This window comes from Sphingobacterium sp. IITKGP-BTPF85 (assembly GCF_001006065.1).
Lineage (GTDB): Bacteria > Bacteroidota > Bacteroidia > Sphingobacteriales > Sphingobacteriaceae > Sphingobacterium > Sphingobacterium anhuiense.
Genome location: NZ_ASZT02000017.1, coordinates 44146 through 59187 on the forward strand (window position 1 = coordinate 44146; position 15042 = coordinate 59187).

At 35.1% G+C, this 15042-nt stretch carries 16 protein-coding genes and 1 pseudogene; 6 read left to right on the forward strand and 11 right to left on the reverse strand.

Annotated elements, in window-relative coordinates:
- Positions 1-154 precede the first annotated feature (154 nt).
- The 4 genes from L950_RS05535 to L950_RS05545 form a co-directional block, all read right to left on the reverse strand.
- Positions 155-442, reverse strand: a complete 288-nt coding sequence (locus L950_RS05535) for a hypothetical protein (protein WP_021188348.1) — start codon at positions 440-442, stop codon at positions 155-157.
- Between the two features lie 692 nt (positions 443-1134).
- Complete coding sequence (locus L950_RS35045; protein WP_021188349.1) at positions 1135-1269, reverse strand: hypothetical protein; 135 nt, start codon at positions 1267-1269, stop codon at positions 1135-1137.
- A gap of 56 nt (positions 1270-1325) precedes the next feature.
- Positions 1326-1769, reverse strand: a complete 444-nt coding sequence (gene xpt / locus L950_RS05540; RefSeq protein WP_231576899.1) for a xanthine phosphoribosyltransferase — start codon at positions 1767-1769, stop codon at positions 1326-1328.
- A gap of 257 nt (positions 1770-2026) precedes the next feature.
- Positions 2027-2404 (reverse strand): hypothetical protein, encoded by a 378-nt coding sequence (locus tag L950_RS05545; RefSeq protein ID WP_021188350.1) that lies wholly within the window; start codon positions 2402-2404, stop codon positions 2027-2029.
- A 423-nt stretch (positions 2405-2827) separates the two neighbouring features.
- On the opposite strand from L950_RS05545, the gene L950_RS05550 reads away from it, so the two are divergent.
- Positions 2828-3694, forward strand: a complete 867-nt coding sequence (locus L950_RS05550) for an SGNH/GDSL hydrolase family protein (RefSeq protein ID WP_037524996.1) — start codon at positions 2828-2830, stop codon at positions 3692-3694.
- 70 nt (positions 3695-3764) lie between these two features.
- Positions 3765-5018 (forward strand): MFS transporter, encoded by a 1254-nt coding sequence (locus tag L950_RS05555; protein ID WP_021188352.1) that lies wholly within the window; start codon positions 3765-3767, stop codon positions 5016-5018.
- 213 nt (positions 5019-5231) lie between these two features.
- Here the strand turns inward: L950_RS05555 and L950_RS05560 are convergent, their stop codons facing one another.
- From L950_RS05560 to L950_RS37110, 4 genes and pseudogenes are all read right to left on the reverse strand, one after another.
- A complete protein-coding gene (locus L950_RS05560) occupies positions 5232-6056 on the reverse strand; it encodes a hypothetical protein (protein WP_021188353.1) in 825 nt (274 codons plus the stop codon).
- A gap of 101 nt (positions 6057-6157) precedes the next feature.
- The gene (locus L950_RS25940) at positions 6158-6676 is read right to left on the reverse strand and encodes an MFS transporter (protein ID WP_410528096.1); all 519 of its coding nucleotides are present in this window, start codon (positions 6674-6676) and stop codon (positions 6158-6160) included.
- Positions 6598-6882 (reverse strand): hypothetical protein, encoded by a 285-nt coding sequence (locus L950_RS25945; RefSeq protein WP_021188355.1) that lies wholly within the window; start codon positions 6880-6882, stop codon positions 6598-6600. Before L950_RS25945 ends, L950_RS25940 begins: the two co-directional genes overlap by 79 nt.
- A gap of 169 nt (positions 6883-7051) precedes the next feature.
- Positions 7052-7566, reverse strand: a pseudogene (locus L950_RS37110) (MFS transporter).
- Positions 7567-7685: 119 nt separating this feature from the next.
- Here L950_RS37110 and L950_RS05570 point away from each other — a divergent pair.
- Positions 7686-8018, forward strand: coding sequence for a winged helix-turn-helix transcriptional regulator (locus tag L950_RS05570; RefSeq protein WP_021188358.1), 333 nt, complete (start codon positions 7686-7688; stop codon positions 8016-8018).
- Between the two features lie 67 nt (positions 8019-8085).
- Here L950_RS05570 and L950_RS05575 read toward each other — a convergent pair whose 3' ends face one another.
- The 3 genes from L950_RS05575 to L950_RS05585 form a co-directional block, all read right to left on the reverse strand.
- Positions 8086-8373 (reverse strand): hypothetical protein, encoded by a 288-nt coding sequence (locus L950_RS05575; protein WP_156169542.1) that lies wholly within the window; start codon positions 8371-8373, stop codon positions 8086-8088.
- Positions 8374-8381: 8 nt separating this feature from the next.
- Complete coding sequence (locus L950_RS05580) at positions 8382-8711, reverse strand: hypothetical protein (RefSeq protein WP_021188360.1); 330 nt, start codon at positions 8709-8711, stop codon at positions 8382-8384.
- A 163-nt stretch (positions 8712-8874) separates the two neighbouring features.
- Entirely contained in the window at positions 8875-9174 is a 300-nt protein-coding gene (locus L950_RS05585) for a hypothetical protein (protein ID WP_021188361.1), read from the reverse strand.
- A gap of 101 nt (positions 9175-9275) precedes the next feature.
- On the opposite strand from L950_RS05585, the gene L950_RS05590 reads away from it, so the two are divergent.
- From L950_RS05590 to L950_RS05600, 3 genes are all read left to right on the forward strand, one after another.
- Complete coding sequence (locus tag L950_RS05590; RefSeq protein ID WP_021188362.1) at positions 9276-11687, forward strand: TonB-dependent receptor; 2412 nt, start codon at positions 9276-9278, stop codon at positions 11685-11687.
- A gap of 1054 nt (positions 11688-12741) precedes the next feature.
- Positions 12742-13128: a hypothetical protein gene (locus L950_RS05595; protein WP_156169544.1), complete on the forward strand. Its 387-nt coding sequence runs from the start codon at positions 12742-12744 to the stop codon at positions 13126-13128.
- A gap of 464 nt (positions 13129-13592) precedes the next feature.
- On the forward strand, positions 13593-15042 hold a 1450-nt coding region (locus L950_RS05600), incomplete at its 3' end, for an RtcB family protein (protein WP_021188364.1).

Below are 15042 nucleotides of genomic sequence, written 5' to 3' on the forward strand. Positions count from 1 at the left end.
ATTTTTGAGTGTTTAGTGAATAGGTGAAAGTTTTTAAGGACGATGAAAGGAACTGATATTGATTTTATTTACCTTTTAGACATCATACAAGAGGGGGAGTTCAGTGCTGATCAAGTTTTGTCTCCCCTCAGATGTTTTAAGAATCTGTTCAATATTAATTAGTGGTGAAATATGTTCGTACAAAAGCGTATTGCTGATTTTCGGTCATTTTATCAGCAGGTTTTATTCCGATTTTAATTTTAGCATATGCTAGACCATCTTTAATAGTATTGTATAGCTCAATTTTTGCATCAGTTGGACCAAAAATGAGTACTTCATCATACTGTTTGATTATTTTAGCTATTTCTTTATAATATTCGGATAGCTCATTCTGTTTTTTATTATGCATGACACTTTCACTACGTTTTAGTGCCTCTTCCTTATCCTCATGGGTAAGTTGCATTCAATAGTTTTAGTCTGCATAGGATTTGTTGAATAATCCATCAAGTTGGCAAATGAATGGTCCATCCAGATACCAATTTTTGTTTTTTCTATCATATTCATATCGTTTAATTACTGGTTACGATCTATTATAACCTGATTTCATGACAAATTACTTCATAATTATTATACAGATCTCTTATCTTTCAGCATAAAATCGCTCTTTTGCCATCTGTAATCATCATCATATAAGCCATTTAATAAAAATGCAGATTATAGGAGTTTACGTCTTATCAACAATTTTGAAGGGGATTTTGTTTCATTTAAAAAGACGTATTTATTTGTAAATTATTGATAGACTAGAATCAGGAGATATCAAAACCGGTTTGTACAATTTACAATAATTTATTTTGATATTGATTTACAGAAATGTAAAATATTGGATAAAAGTATACATATGATAAGCTTTGAAAGTATCATATAAACAATTTAGGATTTTAATATTAAGTATGACTAGAAATACTTTGATTGTTTAAAACAAAGATGTAATGAATTTCCGCTTCATGAGAAGAAGGACTAAAATGATTTTCACAAGCTTAAAAATGAGGCGATAGTGTTAAAACTAAAGCCTCTTAGTATTAATGATGAATGTTGATCCCCATAACCGGATGTTATAGCGTTATGCCAGAAGATTAAATTAGATTGAAGTAATTTTTAGTCTTCAAACTCGATAAGATTATCACCTAATGTTTTAATACGTGCGAGAGATTCTATTTGAATATTTAATTCCTGTAGGCGCTCATTTCCCTTTTGAAAAGATTTTTCAATAATAAATCCCATACCCAGCATGGTGGCTCCAGCTTTCTTTACCAGTTCATAAACTCCAATAGAAGCATTTCCGTTGGCTAAGAAATCGTCGATAAAACTACCTGGTCAGTTTTAGTTAAGAAGTCAGTACTTACACATATATCATATGTTTTATCTTTGGTGTAAGAATAAACCGAGGCCGTTAACATATTATTCATTGTTTTCGGAACAGCTTTTTTGACAAATACCACGGGAAGTTCTAATAAATATCCAAGCATTATTGCAGGAGCAATGCCACTTGCTTCAATCGTTATAATTTTATTCATTGGTAGATGCCCAAAGCGACGGACAAACTCTACACCTATAGATTTCATAAGAATAGGGTCCATCTGATGGTTTATAAAACTATCAACTTTTAATATTCCGCCTTCAAAGCTTTTACCATCCTTTAAGATTCGGTCTTTTAGTAATTTCATGTTAAAATAATAATGCAAAGCAAAGATAGTTGAACAAAATGAAAACAAAGCCACTTTTAGATTCATCTTTGTTTTCTGTTTTAGCTCTCTTTTTTACAGATACTATTTAAATAGAACTCATTTTTAGAATTGCTATAAGTAATATTTCATCTTCTTTAATTGCATTAAAATTTAATAATGCATATGTCCTTTTATAAAAATAGCTGGAAATTAATTATTAGTCTCAGTGGAGATATCTGAAATATTGGGACTTCATGTTGTTTCAAGAATGCTTCAAATGTAGCGGTGCTTTTTTTGCAAAGCATCTTAATTTACGTGTTTAGTTATAAATCACAGTCAGTTATATTGTTATTTTCTTTATGCCAGTCGTGAAAACAAAAACGGCATTGCTTTGCTGTTGGTGTCCGGGCTAGCTTGTGGCATTTTGGACAATAATTGAAAACGATATCCAGGTGATGGTCTCGCAATATGCGGGTTGCCGTATTTTCATTGAATTTTTCTAAACCATTGTTAAGAAGACCCAATACGGTTTGATCCTTTGTAAGCCATCCGGTCTTCAGGTATATTCGTTGCATTTTCTCTAAATTTTCACTGCCATCTAGTTTTAGCGTGGAATGAGCATGTTTATATGCAAGCTTCTCTTCGGGCGACATCAGATCCAGATAGTAGGTAATAATATAATCCTGAATTTCCTTGTTCATAATAGTAAGTTAAATATGCGATTTGACAATCGCAAAATCAACATTAAATTTTTCTGTTTTAAGCCCTGGTCTAAACCGAGGATATTTTTAAGAGCAAAAGCTCATTTGGTTAATTCCATCAAACTTTTCAAAAGTACTAAATGGTGATTACTATTGTTTTTTTAACTTCAAAAATTAGAGGATTTTAATCAAAAATAGTTTATTTATTACCAGCCAATACATTATATTTAGTCTCTGGAGATAGAATTATCAGATCATATTCGTTAAATTATATAAACATCATAATTTTAATTTGAAAATAGCAAAAATTTTTAACTTGCAAAGTTCCCTGATAAATATACCACTTATGAAAAATTATACTCTTTTAATAATTATTAGTTTTTTTGTTCGATTTTAGTTGCGCAACAAAAATCTAATTCTCTCTTGCATTTGAATCGAGCCGAAAAGATTTTATTTCTTGGAAATAGCATCACCTATGATGGTCGATATGTCGCGATGATAGAAAGTGTTCTTCTAAGTAGTCATTTTATAAAAGGTACTGCAATAATCAATCTTGGGCTTCCAAGTGAGACTGTTTCTGGGCTTAGTGAGGACAATCATGCGAACGGTGAATTTGCAAGACCATGTTTATTCGATCGGTTGGAAAGTGTATTGCAGAAGATCAAACCTGATGTTGTTTTTGCATGTTACGGAATGAATGATGGTATTTATCTCCCTTTTGACAGTGTGCGTTTCAAAGCTTATCAGGACGGTATAGAAAACTTATATACGGAGGTGCTTAAAAGTGGTGTAAAACGGATTGTATTGATTACACCGCCCGTTCATGATGATCCAGATCTTGGTCTTGACGGATATAATCAAGTATTGGATCGATATTCAACTTGGCTATTAGAACAGCGGAAGAATGAAAAGTGGGAAGTTATAGATCTTCATTTTCCCATGAAAAAATACTTAGAATCCATGACACGGATTGATCCAACGTATAAGCTGGCTCCGGATGGTATACATCCAGAGCAGGAAGGACACTGGTTAATGGCCAGGTCAATTATTTCCTATCTTAATCCTACATTTCCGCAAGTGATCAAGTGGGATGAGTACGTTGCTAACCATACTTATTTACCCAAGTTGTATGAGACTGTTCTTAAGAAACAAGAACTAATGAAACTAGCCTTGCTGCGTTATACTAAGCATAAAAGACCTGGCATTCCCTCTGGCTTGACCATGGAACAGGCTAATCAGCAAAATAAGCATTTAGAAAAACAAATTTCATCATTGATTGCACATCATTAATTATTTAATATAATTAATAGAATACTGCGCCTTAAAATTTCTTAACTTTGATATAGGTAAAAATAGTAAAATGGGACTAAGCAAAGTAGCGTCAACCACCAGATTATATGTTATAGCATGGGTATTTGGACTTTTATTCTATTTTTTAGATTATGTAATCCGTTCATCTCCTGCAGTCATGCTACTCCAACTGGCTGAGCAATTTAACGTAACACCGGTTAATCTCATTACTATTATAGGCACTTACTATTATACCTATTCTATTGTTAGTTTACTGGCGGGTCTTGCTCTTGATAAATTTGGAGCAAAATATTCTTTGTTTACAGGTACATTGATTTTAGGTATTGGCTGCCTGCTTTTTGTACTTTCTAGTTCTTTCGCTGGCAATACCGGTCGGTTATTACAAGGCGCAGGCTGTGCATTTGCCTTTCCTGGATGTGTGTACCTCGCTTCGAAAGGGTTTTCTGCAAAGTCATTGGCTACAGCCATAGGATTTACACAATGTGTAGGTATGCTTGCCGGCTCTGCGGGGCAGTTTGTTGTTGGCCCATGGGTTGAACAAGGATTAAAAATTAACCATTTTTGGTTAGGGGCTGGTTTGATCACTATTCTAGTGGCTTTTGGCTTATTACTTATCATACCGAAAAATGAAGATAAAAACCAAGCTGTGAAAACCACAGATTCAAAAGGTATTTTATGGCCCTACAAGGTTGTTTTCTCTAATCCTCAGTCCTGGTTATGTGGTTTGATATCAGGGTTATTGTTTGCTCCTACAACCATATTTGCCATGACATGGGGTGTTGCCTTTTTTCAGCAGGATAAAGATTTTAGTTTTCATGCAGCAACAATCGCAAGTGCCATGATTCCTATGGGATGGGTGCTGGGTTGTCCACTTTTGGGTTATATAACGGATAAAATTGGTGTGCGCAAGCCAGTTCTTTTAGTAGGTGCTCTGGTTATGATTTTAGCAATTGGCCAGATTCTTTTTCTTCCAGATCTGATATCTGTATATACTACTAATTTTATATTTGGTGTTGCTTCCGGAGCTGCAATGATTCCTTATTCAGTTATTAAAGAGTCTAATCCTGATGAGGTTAAAGGTAGCGCTACCGGAGCGATGAACTTTATAACTTTTGGTGTAACTACGCTGTTAAATCCTATATTTAGTAAGTTTTTCGGACAAACGCTGTCTTTAGGAATAAACAAATCATCTCATTTCCAGTCAACTGGATTATTCTGGATAGGGGGTATAATACTAGCTATTATATTAACGTTTTTTCTTAACGAAACTGGACAAAGAAAAGTCACGAAGTCATCGTTATAAATTGTAAAACTTAACATATCTAGTGCAGCTTGTGCACTTATAGCGTATTTTTTTTATAAAGAACTTAAATCGACGATAGATCTTTATTGGATGTATTTTTCATATATTTTATCTAGGCAAAATTATTTTATTGATCAAAAAAAAGAAACTATAGTTGTTTAAAGTAGTTGCAAACAACTATAGTATTATTAAAAAAGGTGTAATTAAATTATGTTATTTTAGTTGATAAGCAGCAACACTCTTTTTGAAAAAGGTAGGGACATAGATGATTTTCTTAATAGGATCGTAACCGATATCTGCTGTGTTTTTCTTTTCTCCTGTGCTATCTAAAAGTAATTCTGATTTTCCATTTGCATGTACGTAATAGATATAGCCACCCCAGCATGAGTATATAAAATCTCCATTGCCGATCGGTTCGATACCGTCACCGCCACAGGGTAGGTCTGCAATTGTCGTTAGCTCCTTTTTTTCATTAGCTTTAAGTAACTGTTTATTTCCTCCGGCGATATATAGATCTTTTCCTATTGCCTTCAATCCGTTGACACCGTCTATATTCTCAAGATACAGCTCAGCTTTATTATTGATGATCTTGTGAATTTTTTTAGTTCTGGTATCTGAGACATAGACTACACCCTTGTCACTTACAGTGATATCATTTAAGAATGCAGATCCGGTTATTGGAATTTTATGAAGCACTTTGCTTGAGGGTATATCGATAATAACAACATCGGTTATATCTGCGGCATAAAGCGTGTTGCCATGCTTGGCAAGTCCTTTTGGTGCATTAAGACCATTAATCCACTCCAGATCGATAACCTTACCATTCATATCCAACTTACCGATACCGCCGATACTATCTTTCTGATCTGAACTGTTACCCATGATTGACACATATAAAATACCTGCTTTGGTATCCGGTAGTACGGATTCAGGCAGATTGATGATACTATCTGTTTCCCATATTTTATCAAGTTTGTGTTGGGCCTGAACAGATAGCCCTAATAGTGATGCTAGTGCTAGACTGAGTGATTTTTTCATAATTACTTTTGTTTTAAGATGGTTCAAATGTTGAAAATAAATAAAAAAATGTAGATTATGAAGTATTAATTTATTCTGTATAGTTATTGAAGATAACTTCTTCATTTTACAGTTCCTGTTTTTCGAATAGGTAAAAGTGTTATAAAAAGACCAGCAACTACCAATAATATAATAGAAATAACAGAAGAAATACCGTAAGCATGATTCAGATTTTCCATGCTTAAAAATACACTATTCTGATCGTGAAAATAAATACCCACTACCAGTGCTATACCCATACAGATAGAAAGTTGCTGAATGGTGAGGTAAATCCCGGACGCAGTACCGATCAAATCTGTCTTGATATCTTTTATTGCCATTGTCATAAGGGAAGGTAGTACGGTACCACACCCTAGGCCATAATAGAAAAATAGGACATGTACCTGATGGATGAAAACTGCGGGTTGATTATAAACGTATAGATGTGCGATTAAACCACTGATCATAATGGTTAACCCATATAAAATGACTGATTTTCCATTTCTTTGTACAAGTTTGCTGACTACAATACTGGCAATGACATAGCCGATGCCTGATAAACAAATGCAACACCGGTCATAGTAGGTGTAAAGTTTTTGTATAGCTGGAGGTAATTGGAGTTGATAATGAAATACGCATCCTGTACCATGTAATAAGCAAATGCCGCTGCCAAACCTAAATTAAAGATTTTATTGTCGAATAATGAGAAATTGATCAGAGATAAAAGACTATTCTGTTCGCGTTTTTTTGTTGCTTCAGGAATATAAATAAAAGTAAAAGAGAACCTATTAAAAGTAGTATGCTCCATAATGGCCAATGCAATTCTGGACCCAGAATTAAAGGGCAAACCAAACCGATCAATAAACCAAATAATTGGAACATAGGTAGGTAACTAATTTTTGCGTTGACATCAGGTTCGATGCGGGGAATAAGACTATATACCGATATAAGGGCAACGATACCGACAGGAATATTGACTAAAAAATCAACCTCCAGCTTTCATTGATCCAGGATTGATCGGGCAGGATACCGCCCAACAATTGCCCGAGTACGGATGCTATACCAGCTATACTTCCATAAATACCAAGTGCTAGCGTTCTTTTTTCTTGTTGCTTAAAGAGCGAAGTTATCAGAGCAATACCTTGTGGAACCATCAGTCCTGAGCTGACACCCTGCAAAAGTCTGCCAAAAAGCAGGATATATATATGTTCGGAAACACCGCAGATGACCGAGGAAATCGTGAACCCCAACATGCCTATGAGGTACATTTTTTTCTGCCATAGTAATTCCCTGCATTTCCAGAACTTATAAGTAGACTGGCATAACCGATGACGTAGAGAATAATGATCCACTGAGTTTCGCTGGTGCTGAGTTGCAGTGATTGCTGCATGGAGGGTAAAGAAACATTAATAATGAACAGATCTGTCACAAATAAAAATATTCCGGCAGAGAGCACGGAAACTTTGAGCAGATCAGTAATTTGGAAACGCATATGGATAGTTTTTAGTAATTTTATCCATCAAATTTAAGCGTGTTAATTGTCGTTATCAAGTAGTTATAAGAAGCATACTTAGTATCGTTTTATGTACTAATGCTCAGTATAAAGGTTTTATGGAAGAAAAAAAAATCAAAAATTCGGAAAGCTGTTGCGATGTCAACGGCATTTTCAAGATTATTGGGGGGAAATGGAAAGCATTACTGATTAAGACCATTGCACAGCAGTGTCCAAAACGTTTCGGTGAGTTACGAAGAGATATGGAAGATATGGCACAGACGACATTAACGTTACAATTGCGCGAGCTGGAACGTGATGGGATTATCTGCAGACAAGTGTACATGGAATCGCCACCTCGAGTGGAATATAAATTGAGTGAAATGGGAAAAACGCTTCTGCCAGTTATCGATATGCTTGATGAATGGTGGGATGCCTATAAAATGAGATAAGCAGGTAACCGAGGGGTTACCTGCTTGGAATGTTATTTTTGCCAATAATATAGTATGGGTTTTCAGTTTACTCTCCAGCTGACATAACCAAAGTAAGATCCGTGGTAAACTCCAAATCTGTAGTTGTATGGGCTTTAACTAAAATCTTATAACTTCCAGCTTGCAATGACTCGCTTTTCTGTACTAAAACTGCACCTGTATCGGTATTGACCGAAAATGTACCCGCAGTATTGTCATATCTATTTCCATCTTTAGCTACGGATACAAGTGTAAAACTTGCTTTATATTTTTCGGGATATAGCGTCGGTGAAGCAGAACGATAACCGTTAGACACTGCTATGTGGATAAGGTTCAAGTTTAAAGTCAGATTAAGATCTGGATAATATGTTCCATAGAAAAACTTGATATGTGGAATAAATACAACTCTAAATACAGTTGACGCGATCTGAAAGCCATTTTTTGCAAAATAGGAGTGAGGTCGTATGCATGTTCTTCCTTTTGTGCTGGATCACCCGCCGAATTACTGATCAGGATACGCGATCCTTCGATCTTTACCATGTTCTCATTCCCAGAAGCCGTTGGCATGTACCAATTAGTCCCTGCCGTTGGTGTAGCCAGAGCGTCAAGTTCGAAACTTGCGCCCTTATCGCTATAGAGCATATAGGAATATGGTAGTTCATCTTTTTTTTCCAATCCTTTTATAGCGATTTTACCTGGAGCGATTTTAAAATTTAAACTTCTTTTCCAATCTGTGCATCATCTGATGACTTTGCTATAACCGTAATATTATAGTTGTCTGGAATGCGTAGACCGGAAATTGATGGTGCGCCACTGGGGTAAAGAAGGGTCGTGTTGATTATAATCTGATTTTTTCAGCATCAACAGTAATGCCGGCAATGAGTTTGTCGTGAAGTCTGCTAGCTGAGCCTATTGCTAGATTTGGCGTTTGGGAAAAATCTAAACTTAGCGATAATGCGTCTAAATTCTTTAAATTTTCAGGTAGATTGATTTTGTAAGTTTCGCCATACACAAGATTCAGGTTTTGAGGGAGCTGGAAATGAATTGTTTCCACGGGCTCCTCAATTTGTTTTTTACAAGAGGTTACAACGGAAAGCAATAATGCCGCGAAAGCGGTTAGGGCAAGAAATCTGTTCATGTAATTCATTTTGATTGATAAATTTTGTTGAAGGTAATAATTGTTTGTTGCAAATGCAATCTTGTTGCATTAATGATATTGTTTTATACCTTTGCAACAAAATGTATGTAAAACAAGGTATGATGACTTCAAATAAAACTATTGCTTATCCGCTTTTCGTCGCTTTATTACTGTTGTGTGAAGAAAGTTCTGGACAAAGTAGGACACCTCTCGACACTTTGAAAAATATAAAACTTCCAAGTGCACAGGTTATAGGCATAAAAACAAACAATATTCGTCGCGTAGAAATTAATAGACAAAAGCTAGATCAGATCCAGACACAAACTTTGAGTGCGAGTCTCAGTCATATTTCTGGTGTGCAAAATGCTTCTTTTGGACCAAATTCTGGAAGCGTTATGATTCGGAGCTTAAGCGGTAATAGAGTAAAAATACTTAGCAATGGAATTTCCATGCATGACCTTTCTGGGATGAGTCCTAATTTGAATGTCAATCTGGATATGGATAATTTAAGTGGTATTGATATTTATAAAGGTTCTGCAAGTGTACGATATGGTGGCAAGGCAATAGGTGGAGCTGTTGATCTCAAGGATAATACCGTTCCACAATCATTACTTTCAAAAAAATCGTCAGGAAGAGCAATTGTTGAAATTGGAACAAATAATGGTAATCGCCAGGCCTTACAAATTGCCGGCAATCTTGGGAAACACTGGGTGTGGAATATAGGAGGAATGAATCAGAGTCATAAAAACCTGAAGATTCCCGCAAATACAAAAGCTCCTATTGCGTACGACTCGACTATCGATCACTTGACAGAAGCAATGGCACAGGTACACGTGGATAGGGAAACTATCCGCAACCTGTCCTTATATCCGTATATTAGTCAATTTGTAAAAGACCATATGAATGACCCCGATTGGGGATTGTCCGAGGCCGATCTTTATACTTTTCAGCAATACTCGTTTATTGGTGGTAAGCAGGTTCCTAATCCTACTAATGACCAATACATTGCTGGACAGGACCCAGCAACAGCCCTTTACACACAAGTTATTCACGGTATAACAGATTATGTTCCGGTTACTCGTGGAATTATGCCTAATAGTCATGCTGAAAGCCGCTCGGTTAATGTTGGGAGTAGCTTTATTAAAGAAAACTACAGCGTGGGAATTGGTTACCGGGCTCTAGAAGGTTATTATGGTGTGCCAGGATTTGCACAAGCGGCAAAACCAAAACATAGTCATGATGTTGTTTTGCCAGCTCCAATATATGAACCCGTCAATACCCGTGCTTGGTCACATATCCTATCAATGGAAAGCGCTATTAAACCATCTTTTTCACAAATCACGGAAATAAAATTTAATTATTCGATGCAATTTGCTGATGATCGTGAACTTGTCGGTATTTATCAGGTGAACAAATTTAATACACGTAGACATACGACAAGATCAGAACTACTTCATCAGTTCAGTAAAGATTGGACAGCTATAAGTGGTTTAGATTTTTCATTTATACGGATGGATGGGGTAGGGGAACAGAAATATCTTCCCAACAATCTAAGTAGAGAATTGGGAGCTTTTGTATTGCAGAAATATGAACATAATTTATTTACAGTCAATTTCGGTTATCGTCATGACTGGGTGGCAAGACGTGTTCTTTCTGATAACAGTTACACACCCAGTAGAGGCATGGCCGGTGGAAAATTGACACCAAGAGATTTTGATCTGAATCAGTTTTCTGGTGATATTCGTTATCATCTATTAAATATTGCTTATGTTCAGGCGTCATATTCTCATGCTGAGCGTGCTCCAGAGGTCAACGAACTGTATGCGGGAAATGACCATTTTGCAATTTTGGTAGAGGAAAATGGAGATGATCGTTTGAGTAAAGAAACGGCAAGATCTTATGAGCTTGGTACGGGATTAAATTTAGGTGGATTCCATCTGGCAGCAACATACTTCAGTAGCAATTATGATAATTATATTTACCTCGGTCACACCGGTATATCTCGTTCTGGCGGTTTTCTGGTGAAAGAGTGGCGTGCTTCTGATACAGAAATCAAAGGATGGGAATTGGAAGCTTCCTATAATTTTAAATGGAAAGATAAACATAGTTTTGAGTTAAATACTTTTGCAGATCTTGTCAAAAATAAAAATACTGCTGATGATAAAATGCGTACTTGGGCGGAGGGTGACTATATGCCTAATTTGCCAACAAGTAGATATGGCGTATCTACTACGATGACTTTGAACAGTTTTTACTGGAATACAACTTTTGATCATTATTTAAAGCAACGCTACCTTGGGAAAAATATAAATCTTGAGCCAGCGATGCCATCTTATTCATTACTCGCCGCACAAGTTGGTTATTCTTTTAAAATTAGGGAGTATGTTTTTACATATTACTTATCGGGTCATAATTTGCTAAATGTAGAAGCACGCCCTCAAAACTCATTGTTGAAATACCTCGCGCCGCTTCCGGGGCGTAATATTTCATTAGGTATCAAAATACAGTTATAGTCTAGGTTGATTTTTTTTGATTACGATATTATATTGTTTTAAACCCTCTGACGCTACTTGTTATGTTTACGACAAAAACATCGAAAATATAATTATAAGCTTTCCTGTGACCTGTGTTGAAGTTGAAAAAAAAGGACTTTAAATTTTTCAAATGGAATTTACTTGCATCAGAGGGTAAAATATTTTTATAGCGGAGTAGATGGTGATAGGTGAAGTACTGGCAAAGTATCTAAATTAAATGGATGAACTTGTCTTTCGACCACATATTTTTTTGTTCAAAATAACATTGGCAAATCTTCTTATTATACATATTTTAAATATAAATTTTAAAGGGATTCATAGTGCTTTTAATAACATGACTTAAAAATAAAACACAAGTATTTGTGATTATAATTTATTGAAAATAAGTTAGTTTATCAATTAAACTAAAAATGTTAGCTATTTTAATTTCTCTTTTAATCTCATTTGTGAGAGAAAATGAGATTCCGAATACTAAATAAATTAGTTTAATTTTTGGATGCAAAAATCCTTCTAAATTTAATTTGAAAAATGAAATAAAACTAAAATAATTAGTATTAAATTGAGTTGTAAATTTGTCTTTATTAACCGCAATGCAGTTGCTATATATTTTAGTATTCGTTTATTAATGAATTTATGTTCATGAATTTTATAGAAATTATTAAATCTAGGATAATTACATATAATGATGAAAATATAGGAAGATAATAGAATTGTAGCTTGGTCTTGATGTCGTGTAGTAGACTTGTAAATTGGACTTTAAAAAATTTTCTAAGTAAAAATACATTTAAAGGTGGTAAACTCTTTATTTATTATTATAAATACCTGTTTTAATGATAATTGTCAAAAGAAAGCACATTTATTGCTTCCATTATAGTAAAATAGTGACAACCCAATATTTATCATTAATTCAAATCGTATGCAAGCACATTCAAAAACATACTCAATTATCATAACTATATTTTTACTTTTTCAAAGTTCGGCTGTTATTTCGCAGGATTATAAAGATGAGCATATACTGCGAGACATTGTTTTTATGAGAACTGAGGGGCTGGTGATGACACAGTTGATGGAAAAACACAGTAAGAATAAGGATATACTTGTATTATGCAAACAGATCAGAAATTATTATAAAAATACACAACCGATATTGGTCGACATTATCAAGGGTAAAACCATTGATCTAGATCAAAATCAGTTTGAGCAGATCTGGAAAGCAGGAGAGAAATCTTTTTTATATTACAGTGATGAGTCCGAAAGTAAGTGGAACAAGTTATTTTTGGAACATATTAATGCAAGTGTCAATGCTTATACCAAACTTCTTCGGGAAAGACAAGATGATGATATCGCTTATTTTACTTTCAGAGCTTTACCAGAGCTAGTCAATCTTGCAAAAGCATATCAGACTTTAGACATTAATTGATCAATTTGTAATAAATCTATTTAGTGAAAAATTTCGGAAAGTGATTTTAGCATTTTTTCTATTAAAATATAAATTGTAATAGTGTATATCAAGCACTTTTTTAGAATATTTTGAAGAAGAAGGCATTGCCGTATTATTTTTTTTAAAATAATTTTTACTTAATTCAAAATAAATAATATATTTGTCACGATAAATAATAATAACCCTTTAAACGGAGAACACAAAAATGTCTATAGTTACTATAACATCCATTAACATTACTGCAAAAGATGCGGTCATGGTTCTTCGTGCCCAGATATAAAGGATTCTATCAAATCATTATATTAAAAGCCCGAAGATAATTCGGGCTTTTTTGTTTATTCTATATTTTACATGCAAATTTTTCCGAATTGACAATTATTGGAACTTGTTTCCAAATATTCACTGTGTTTTTTTAACACATTTTTCAATTTTATAATACAATCATGGGAAGTAAAATCTCAGGGAAAGACCTCATAAAATTAGGTTTTCCTCAAAATAATACAATAAATATTGGTTTAAATCAAATACAACGTTATAGAAAGCGTGAGAAGAAAGAAGCTGTCTTACAAGAATTAAGTGCGGTATTGTCTAACCCTAGCATCTTTCATCATCATGGGATTTGGGGCAAGTTAGCAGAGGGTTTGATCAAGCCTGTTGAAGTGAAAATGCAGGAGTTATTGAAACAGCGCGCTCCATTTTCCATTTTTGGAGAAGATGTGATTGATGAAAAGGCTAAATTTCAACTCTATGATGCTTTAAAACTTCCTGTTGCAGTGGCGGGCGCATTAATGCCCGATGCACATTCGGGATATGGTCTACCTATTGGGGGCGTTTTAGCTACACATCAGGCTGTTATTCCTTATGGTGTTGGTGTAGATATTGGATGTCGTATGAGTATGTCTATTTTTAATTTGCCAGCCTCGTTCATAAAAGGGAAAGATGCGATGCTTTTAAATATCTTATCAGAACACACCAAATTTGGAATGTATGAAACGCATAAGAACAAAAGTGACCATGAGCTATTCTATCGATCCGAATTTCAGGACATCCCGCTTTTAAAAAGTTTGAGAGACAAAGCTTATAAGCAACTGGGAACCTCAGGTGGTGGAAATCACTTCGTTGAATTTGGAATTATTGAGCTTACACACCCCAAACCTGAATGGAAACTTGTTGCTGGTGAATACTTAGCCGTATTGTCACACAGTGGTTCTCGTGGATTGGGAGCAAATATTGCAAAACATTATACATATCTGGCTAAAAAGCAATGTCCTTTACCACGTCAAGTACAGCACCTTGCTTGGTTAGACCTAAATACACATGATGGGCAGGAATATTGGTTAGCAATGAATTTGGCAGGAGACTATGCAAAAGCATGTCATGAAAATATCCATCAGCGGATTGCTAAGGCCTTGGGTAAGCGTATTGTAGTGACAATCGAAAATCATCACAATTTTGCATGGAAGGAAATGGTCGGTGGTCAGGAATGTATTGTACATCGTAAAGGTGCGACGCCGGCAGGTAAAGGTGTTTTGGGAATTATCCCCGGATCGATGACCGCACCAGGCTACTTAGTAGAAGGCTTGGGACATGTGGGAAGTTTAAATTCCGCTTCACATGGTGCGGGACGATTATATTCGAGAGCTGATGCAAAATCCCTTTTTACCAAAACAGCAATGAGTAAAAAATTAGCCGATGCTGGTGTTCAAGTTATCGGAGGCAGTATGGACGAATCACCGATGGCCTATAAGGATATTGAAAAAGTGATGAGTTATCAAAAAGAATTAGTAACAGTTTTGGGAATTTTCAAACCAAATTTGTCCGTATGGAAAGTTAATAAAATGGAAGTATATATTCAATTAAGTTCAGGAAAAGGACCCAAGGAGTGTGACTTTT

Excerpts from the sequence above, each read along its gene's own strand:
- L950_RS05560 (WP_021188353.1), bottom strand. The coding sequence starts at position 6,056 with ATGAAAAAATCACTCAGTCTAGCACTAGCATCACTATTAGGGCTATCT.
- L950_RS05590 (WP_021188362.1), top strand. The coding sequence starts at position 9,276 with ATGTATGTAAAACAAGGTATGATGACTTCAAATAAAACTATTGCTTAT.
- xpt (WP_231576899.1), bottom strand. The coding sequence starts at position 1,769 with ATGAATCTAAAAGTGGCTTTGTTTTCATTTTGTTCAACTATCTTTGCT.
- L950_RS05595 (WP_156169544.1), top strand. The coding sequence starts at position 12,742 with ATGAGAACTGAGGGGCTGGTGATGACACAGTTGATGGAAAAACACAGT.
- L950_RS05535 (WP_021188348.1), bottom strand. The coding sequence starts at position 442 with ATGCAACTTACCCATGAGGATAAGGAAGAGGCACTAAAACGTAGTGAA.
- L950_RS05545 (WP_021188350.1), bottom strand. The coding sequence starts at position 2,404 with ATGAACAAGGAAATTCAGGATTATATTATTACCTACTATCTGGATCTG.
- L950_RS05555 (WP_021188352.1), top strand. The coding sequence starts at position 3,765 with ATGGGACTAAGCAAAGTAGCGTCAACCACCAGATTATATGTTATAGCA.
- L950_RS05570 (WP_021188358.1), top strand. The coding sequence starts at position 7,686 with ATGGAAGAAAAAAAAATCAAAAATTCGGAAAGCTGTTGCGATGTCAAC.
- L950_RS35045 (WP_021188349.1), bottom strand. The coding sequence starts at position 1,269 with ATGCTGGGTATGGGATTTATTATTGAAAAATCTTTTCAAAAGGGAAAT.
- L950_RS05585 (WP_021188361.1), bottom strand. The coding sequence starts at position 9,174 with ATGAACAGATTTCTTGCCCTAACCGCTTTCGCGGCATTATTGCTTTCC.
- L950_RS25945 (WP_021188355.1), bottom strand. The coding sequence starts at position 6,882 with ATGGAGCATACTACTTTTAATAGGTTCTCTTTTACTTTTATTTATATT.